Below are 7,553 nucleotides of genomic sequence, written 5' to 3'. Positions count from 1 at the left end.
ACGCCACTCACGACCCGCGCTTGACCAGGGCCGAAGGCTCCTTTCACCGCATTAGACGCGGCGAAGGGAGCCTTCATCCCATCATCGGGCCGCCCAAGAACACGCCACGTTTGACCTTCGGCTCAAAAATAGAACCGCCCTTACCACTCACGAGGCGCTGTCGTCAGCTGTTGCGCGGGAACCCGAGGTTCACCCCGCCCTGCGAAGGATCGGGCCACCGCGAGGTGACGACCTTCGTCCGCGTGAAGAAGTGGAATCCCTCCGGCCCATAGGCGTGGCTGTCCCCGAAGAGCGAGTCCTTCCACCCGCCGAACGAGTAGTAGCCGACCGGCACCGGGATCGGCACGTTCACGCCGACCATCCCGACCTCGACCTCGTTCTGGAACCGCCGCGCGGCCCGCCCGTCGTTGGTGAAGATCGCGGTGCCGTTGCCGTAGGCGTTGGCGTTGATCAGCTCCAGCGCCGCGTCGTAGCCCTCGGCCCGCGCGACCGCCAGCACCGGCCCGAAGATCTCGTCGGTGTAGATCGACATGTCCGGGGTGACCTGGTCGAACAGCGTCGGGCCGAGCCAGAACCCGCCGTCCTCGCCGTCGACCTCGACGCCGCGGCCGTCGACGACGAGCCGGGCGCCCGCTTCGACCCCGGCCTCCACATAGGACTCGACGCGTTCGTGGTGGGCGGCGGTGACGAGCGGGCCCATCTCCGAGGTGGGCCGCCTGCCGTCGCCGACGCGCAGCCGTGTGATCCGCTCGGCGATCTTCGCGACCAGTTCGTCGCCGACCGGGTCGACCGCGACCACGACCGACACCGCCATGCACCGCTCCCCCGCCGAGCCGAAGCCCGCGGAGACGGCCGCGTCGGCGGCGAGGTCGAGGTCGGCGTCCGGGAGGACGACCATGTGGTTCTTCGCGCCACCGAGTGCCTGCACGCGTTTCCCGTGCCTGGTCCCGGTTTCGTAGACGTACTTCGCGATCGGCGTCGACCCGACGAACGAGATCGCCTTGACGTCGCGGTGTTCCAGCAGCCCGTCGACGGCCACCTTGTCGCCGTGCAGGACGTTGAGGACGCCGTCGGGCAGGCCCGCCTCGGCGAACAGTTCCGCGATGAACACCGCCGCGGACGGATCCTTCTCGCTCGGTTTGAGCACGACGGTGTTGCCGCAGGCGAGCGCGTTCGGCACGAACCACAGCGGGACCATCGCCGGGAAGTTGAACGGCGAGATCACGCCGACCACGCCCAGCGGCTGCGAGATCGAGTACACGTCGACGCCGGTCGAGGCGTTCTCGCTGAACCCGCCCTTGAGCATTTGCGCCGCGCCGCAGGCGAACTCGACATTCTCGATCGCGCGCGCGACTTCACCCGCCGCGTCGGATTCGACCTTGCCGTGTTCGCTGGTGACGATCTTCGCCAGCTCGTGACGACGCGCCGAAAGCAGCTCACGGAAGGCGAACAGCACCCGGGTCCGCCCGGCCAGCGACGTCCCGCGCCAGCCCGGCAGCGCCCGGGACGCGGCCGCGACGGCGGCGTCGACGTCGTCCTGCGCCGCGAAGGCGACCTTCGCCCGCACCTGGCCGGTGGCCGGATCGAACACGTCACCGGATCGTTCGCTCACGCCTTCGCAGGGTTTGCCGTCTATCCAGTGGTTGATGCGGTCGGTCACGGGTTCCGCCTTCCGGGTCCGGGTGCCTGCTCCTGGTCGAGTCTGGGTGCGCGCGCCACACCGACGCCATCGTCAACGTGTACGGACTCCCGCTCCCGGCCGTACAGTCTGTCTCCAGCGTTGTCGAACCGGGTGGGAGGCCGATGTACCCGACCGTCGCCGAGGTGCTCGCGCTGCCGGTGCTGCGTCAGGGCAGGCCGCACGTGGTGGCGGGGGCGGCGGGGCTGGACGCGCCGGTCCGCTGGGCGCATGTCGCCGAGGTCGCGGACATCGCCCCGTTGCTGCGCGGCGGGGAGCTCGTGCTCACCACCGGGGTCGCGCTGCCCGACGACGGCGCCGCGCTGGCCCGGTACGTCGGCGACCTGGCGGGTATCGGGGTCGCCGGGATCGTCGTCGAACTGGTCCGTCATTGGAGTGAGAAGCTGCCGCCCGCGCTGGTCGAGGCCGCGGACCGCCACGGTGTCCCCCTGATCACCCTTTCGCGCGAGACGCGCTTCGTGGCGGTCACCGAGGCGGTGAACGGGCTGATCGTCGACGCCCAGGTCGACGAACTGCGCGCGGCTGAGCGAGTCCACGAGACCTTCACCGCTCTGACGATCGCCGGCGCCGAACCGGGAGACATCCTGCGCGAGGTCGCGAGGCTCACCGAACATCCCGTCGTGCTGGAGACGCTGTCGCACGAGGTCCTCGCCTACGACACGGCGGGGACCGACCCCGGCGAGCTGCTGCCCGGCTGGCCGTCCCGGTCGCGGCCGGTGCAGGTCGGCGAGCGGACCGGCTACCACCAGGGCGCGGGCTGGCTGATCACCGTGATCGGCGCGCGCGGGCACGACTGGGGACGGCTGGTCGTCGTCTGCGGGGATCCGCCGCCGCATCGGCACGTCGTGGTCGCCGAACGGGCCGCGTCCGCGCTCGCGGTCCACCGGCTCGTCGCCAAGGACACCGACAGTCTCGAACGCCAGGCGCACCGCGCGATCCTGACCGAACTGCTGGCGAACCCGGTGCCGCCCGCCGAACTGACCGCGCGGTCCTCCGCGCTGGGTGTTCCGCTGACGGGACGGTTGCTGGTCGGGGTCGCCGTGCGGCCCCGGATCACCGTGACCGCCAAGACCGCGCAGTCCACTCCGGTGCTGCTGCGGGAGCTCGCCGAGGCGACCGTGCTCGCGGCGCGGCACGCCAAGGTGTCCGCGCTGGTGGCCACCGACGACACCCAGGTGCGCGCGCTGATCGCACTCTCGCCGGAGGCGGGGGTCGACGCGGTCCTGAAGCGGCTGGCCACCGACGTCCACGAGGCCCGCGCCGGCGCGCCCGCCGTGGTCGCGGTCGGGACCACGGGGAGCGGGCCCGCCGAAGCACGGCGGACGCTCGTCGAAGCCGCGCAGGTCGCCGCCGCGGCGCTCGCCGAAAACGTCGAACGGGTGGTCCACCGGCTCGACGACGTCCGGTTGCGCGGGCTGCTGCATCTGCTGGCAGGCGACGAACGGATCACCGCGTTCGCCGCGCGGGAGCTCGGCCCGCTGCTGAGCCGGGACGCCGCGCAGGGCAGCAGACTCGTTCAGGCGTTGAGGCATTACTGCGAGCACGGCGGCAACAAGTCGGCCGCGGCCGCCGCCGCGCACACCTCCCGCACCGCCTACTACCAGCAGCTGGCCCGGATCGAGCAGGTACTGGGCGTGCGGCTCGAAGATCCGGAGTCGATGCTCTCGCTTTATGTCGCTTTGCTCGCCCACGACATTCGAAAAGCGGACGACCACACGTCCGGGTGAGCAAATCTCACCCGAGCGAGGAACACAGTGATCGGGTCACGTCAGCCGATAGGGTTGATATGGCTTTCTTCGAACCGATCGGCGCCTGCGTACTCGCGTTGGCCTGTATGGCCCCGGCGCAACCCGCCGAATCCACGTTCCAGCTGACCAGCCACGACACCAGGGGCCGGATCGGCACCGTCTCGCTCACCTGCGGGCCCACCGGGGGATCGCACCCCACGCGCGGGAACGCCTGCGGCAAACTGTCCGAAGTGGACGGAAAGTTCGACAGGCTCCGCCCGGAACCGCGGGCCTGCACCCTCGAATACGCGCCGGTGGACGTCTCCGCCGTCGGCAAGTGGCGCGGCGAACCGGTCACCTATCGCACCTCGTACGCCAACCGTTGCGTCGCCGATGCCGAGTCGGCCGGCGTCTTCACCTTCTGACCGCTCCCGACTACGGCGAGGTGATCGCCGGGCCTCCCCCTCGGTGGCCCGGCGGCGCCGTTCACCCCGGCCTTGATCGCCCTCACCCCCACGAGGGCGATCAAGGCCGTGGTGTCACGGCTCAAGGACGGGACAGGTATCGGCAGCCGATCCCGTCTTTCGCGGCAACGGGGGTCTGACGCGCGAGGGACCGGCTCAGGTTCCATTCGCGCCAATCATCTTCCGGGATTCCTCGCACGACCGGTCCGAGCACACAGGACCGCAGCGGTTCGGGGAGCCGGTCCGCCGACGGCACCACATCGGCGGAAAACCTTGAGAGATAACCGGTGTCGAGTGTCTTGCCGTGCGCGAGGCGGTCGATGTTGCGGTCGGCGATGAACCGTTCCGGATCGAGGACGGCCAGCCCGAGCAGCGCGACGAGGGCGGCCCCGATGGCCGCGCGCGGCAGCCAGGCCGAGCGCAGCGGGATCAGGGACGCGAGCACCAGCAAGAAGATCAGGCCGATCCAGAGTTCGCAGACCTCGACGAGCAGCCGCAGCACGGTGAACCCGTACGCCTGCTGGTATGTCCACATGCGACTCAACGCCGACGCGACCAGCACCAGGCTGAGCACGCTCAACGCGCCGAGCAGTCCGCGCTGCCAGGCACGATCGGCCACCGAGGTCTTCGGCGCCCAGCGCAGCGCGGCGGCGACCAGCAGCAGGGTCAGCACGGTGATGGCGGAGAGCTGCCAGAACCCGCTCCTGGCGTACTCGGCCGCCGTCAGACCACTCGTGGCCAGGAGGTATTCGGTGCCACCGAACAACACGACCAGGCGGACCACGACGAAGCTCGTGAACAGCAGCACCAGCACACCCAGCGGCAACGTCCATTCGAGCCGGTGCGCGAGCCGTTTGCGGGGAACGTCGTCATCGGCGGGCAGCGGGGGCGCCGCCAGCAGGTAGCACGCCCCGGTGACGGCGAACGCGGCCACCACGAACAGGAAACCCCAGCGCACGAAGGTTCCCGGGCTCAGCTCGGGGATCACCGCGTCGACGACGCTCGCGAACGCGGCGTCCGCGCCACGCAACAGCGGGACGAAAACCAGCAGCAGCACGGCACTCGCCAGCACCGGCACGAGGAACCTCGGCCTCGTCCGGCCTTCCGATTTCTTGCCGAGCTTCGTGAGCCCGCGCCCGACCCACGGGATCGAAAGCAGCGCTTCGATGGGGACCGCGAAGACGTCGTAGATGATCGTGTTCACGGTGCGTTTCCCCACCACCGCGAGGGATCCCGCGACGAAGGCCGCCAGCACGCACAACACGTTCAGCCACACCGACGCCCGGAACATGCCGACGGCGAGCAGCCCGAGCGCGGCCGCCGCCCACAGCGCGTTGACCGTCCGGAAGTGCGGTTCGGCGTCACCCCGGGCGCGCTTGTCGGCGAAGTAGACGGCCACCGCGAAGGCGAGCCCGGCCACGAACCACCCGGCTCCGGGGTTGTCCGGCATGGCGAAGGCGGTGATCAGCCCGGTCGCGACCGCCGCGGGCAGCACGGAGGCGGGCAGCGGGACGATCGCCGACTTCGGCGGTACCCGCGGCCGCATCAGTACCGGCACGGGCGGCACAGGCGGGGCGGGCGGCAGGGTGGTCGTCGCCGAGGGCGGCGACGCGTGCGCCTGCCGGTCTTTTTCGTCTTCGCTCATCGAGTCCTCCAGTTTGCGAAAGCACATATCGTCGGGTGCAGGGATGGGCTGAAAGCGTCCTTCACCTCATCTCATGCGGTGAAGGACGCTTTCGCCCCGTCACATGCGGGGAAAGTCCCCTTCAGCCCCCGCTAGGGAACGGGGATCACGACGCGGATGACGCAGCCCGGCCGCCCATCAGGGGTGACGACGGCGATGCTGCCGTCGTGCAGGTCGACCACCCACCGCGCGATCGCGAGACCGAGGCCGGTGCCCCCGCCGCCAGCCCGCTCACCGCGGGTGAACCGCTCGAACACGCTGTCCCGCTCCCCCGGCGGGATCCCGGGGCCTTCGTCTTCGACCTCGATGACGACGTCGGCCTCGCGCGCCTCCGCCCGCACTCGGACCTCTCCCCCGGCGGGTCCGTGCCGGACGGCGTTGTCGAGCAGGTTGACCACGACCTGGTAGAGCCGCCCGCGGTCGGCGACGGCCGTCGCGCCGGGCGGCTGGACGTCGACCGAGAAACGCACTCCACGACCGGTGGCCCCCGCTTCGGCGGCGACCTCCTCCAGCAGCAGTTCGAGATCGAACTCCTCCAGCTGCAACGGGAAGGCGCCCGCGTCGATCCGCGAGAGATCGAGCAGTTCCGAGACGAGCCTGCCGAGCCGTTCGGTCTGCTGCAGCGCGGTCTTCAGCGTCGCCGGATCGGGCTTGGCGACACCGTCGACCAGGTTCTCCAGCACCCCGTTCAGCGCGGTGATCGGCGTGCGGAGTTCGTGGGAGACGTTCGCGATCAGCTCACGGCGGCGCTGATCCGAGGCGTCCAGGTCGGCGGCCATCTGGTTGAAGGCGTGCGACAGCTCCCCGACCTCGTCACGGGCGGTCGCGCGGACGCGCCGGGTGTAGTCGCCCTTGGCCATCGCGCGGGCGGCGGCGGTCATCTCCCGCAGCGGCCTGGTCATCCCGTGCGCCAGGATCTGCGAGGTGACCACGGCCAGCACCATGGCGGCGATCGTGGTCCGCGGCGGCAGCCAGCCGATCTGCCAGTTGAAGAACGCGAACGCGATCCCGCCCGACGACACCAGCAGGATCGCGAGCTTGAGTTTGATGGAGCGGACCGGGTCGAGCGGTCTCGGGAGCGCGTCGACGACGCGGCCGAGCAGCGGGCGCAGCTTCACGAGCCCACCTCCAGGGCGTAGCCGACGCCGTGCACGGTGCGGATGAGGTCCGCGCCCAGTTTCCGGCGCAGCGCCTTGATATGGCTGTCGACCGCGCGGGTGCCCGAACCGGTGCCCGCGACGTCCCAGTCCCAGACCTCGCTCAGCAGCCGTTCCCTCGGCTGTACCGCCCTCGGGCGCTTCGCGAAATGGACGAGGAGGTCGAACTCGATCGGCGTCAGCTGGGCCTGGGCGCCCGCCCGTGTGACCCGCCGCTGGTCGACGTCGATTTCGAGGTCGCCGAGCACGATCTTCGTGCCCGTCTCCTCGCCCTCGGCGCGCGTGGACCGTTCGACGCGGCGCAGCAGCGCGTGCACCCGCGCCGAGAGCACCCGCATGGAGAACGGCTTGGTGAGGTAGTCGTCCGCGCCGACGCCGAGGCCGATCAGCATGTCCGTCTCGTCCGACCGGGCGGTCAGCATGAGCACCGGGACCGGGCGGCGGGCCTGGATCCGGCGGCAGACCTCCAGCCCGTCGAACCCCGGCAACATCACGTCGAGCACCACCAGGTCCGGCTCACGCTCGGCGGCCGCCTCGACTCCCGAAGGGCCGTCGTGTGCCAGGTCGACCGAGAATCCCTCGGCCCGCAAACGCGCGGCGATGCTCTCCGCGATGGTCACGTCGTCCTCGACGACCAGCACCCGGCGTCCTCCCAGTTCCATGGGGATGACTGTAGGCATCGGCCGTGGAGACCATCCGGGTGAGCTGTGGAGATCCTGTGGAGATGTTTCGGCCGGTTTGCCGGATTGCTACGCCCGCGTGTGTGACGCAGGTCATGCACCAGTGGCCTTCGAACGCAATCGACAGTCTGCGTTCCGACAC

Annotated in this window: 6 protein-coding genes; 2 read left to right on the top strand and 4 right to left on the bottom strand. The window is 70.4% G+C overall.

Annotated features, from left to right (window positions below; translation table 11 throughout):
- Positions 1–163: 163 nt before the first annotated feature.
- Positions 164–1,660 (bottom strand): CoA-acylating methylmalonate-semialdehyde dehydrogenase, encoded by a 1,497-nt coding sequence (locus tag ACIRGA_RS37430; protein ID WP_400950930.1) that lies wholly within the window; start codon positions 1,658–1,660, stop codon positions 164–166.
- Positions 1,661–1,803: 143 nt separating this feature from the next.
- On the opposite strand from ACIRGA_RS37430, the gene ACIRGA_RS37425 reads away from it, so the two are divergent.
- Together ACIRGA_RS37425 and ACIRGA_RS37420 are read left to right on the top strand one after the other, a co-directional pair.
- Positions 1,804–3,426 carry a PucR family transcriptional regulator gene (locus tag ACIRGA_RS37425; RefSeq protein WP_400950928.1) on the top strand — a complete coding sequence of 541 codons (1,623 nt, stop codon included), beginning with the start codon at positions 1,804–1,806 and terminating at the stop codon, positions 3,424–3,426.
- 59 nt (positions 3,427–3,485) lie between these two features.
- On the top strand, positions 3,486–3,851 hold the full coding sequence (locus ACIRGA_RS37420) for an SSI family serine proteinase inhibitor (RefSeq protein WP_400950925.1): 366 nt from the start codon (positions 3,486–3,488) through the stop codon (positions 3,849–3,851).
- Between the two features lie 121 nt (positions 3,852–3,972).
- On the opposite strand, the gene ACIRGA_RS37415 is transcribed toward ACIRGA_RS37420, so the two are convergent.
- The 3 genes from ACIRGA_RS37415 to ACIRGA_RS37405 all read right to left on the bottom strand — a co-directional run bounded on the left by ACIRGA_RS37415 (position 3,973) and on the right by ACIRGA_RS37405 (position 7,372).
- Positions 3,973–5,535 carry a DUF4153 domain-containing protein gene (locus ACIRGA_RS37415; protein WP_400950923.1) on the bottom strand — a complete coding sequence of 521 codons (1,563 nt, stop codon included), beginning with the start codon at positions 5,533–5,535 and terminating at the stop codon, positions 3,973–3,975.
- Between the two features lie 131 nt (positions 5,536–5,666).
- Positions 5,667–6,692 (bottom strand): ATP-binding protein, encoded by a 1,026-nt coding sequence (locus ACIRGA_RS37410; protein ID WP_400950920.1) that lies wholly within the window; start codon positions 6,690–6,692, stop codon positions 5,667–5,669.
- Complete coding sequence (locus tag ACIRGA_RS37405; RefSeq protein WP_400950935.1) at positions 6,689–7,372, bottom strand: response regulator transcription factor; 684 nt, start codon at positions 7,370–7,372, stop codon at positions 6,689–6,691. The genes ACIRGA_RS37410 and ACIRGA_RS37405 overlap by 4 nt, the downstream gene beginning before the upstream one ends.
- Positions 7,373–7,553: the final 181 nt, after the last annotated feature.

This window comes from Amycolatopsis sp. NPDC102389 (genome assembly GCF_044765885.1).
GTDB lineage: Bacteria > Actinomycetota > Actinomycetes > Mycobacteriales > Pseudonocardiaceae > Amycolatopsis.
This window is presented reverse-complemented; position numbering and strand designations above follow the sequence as displayed.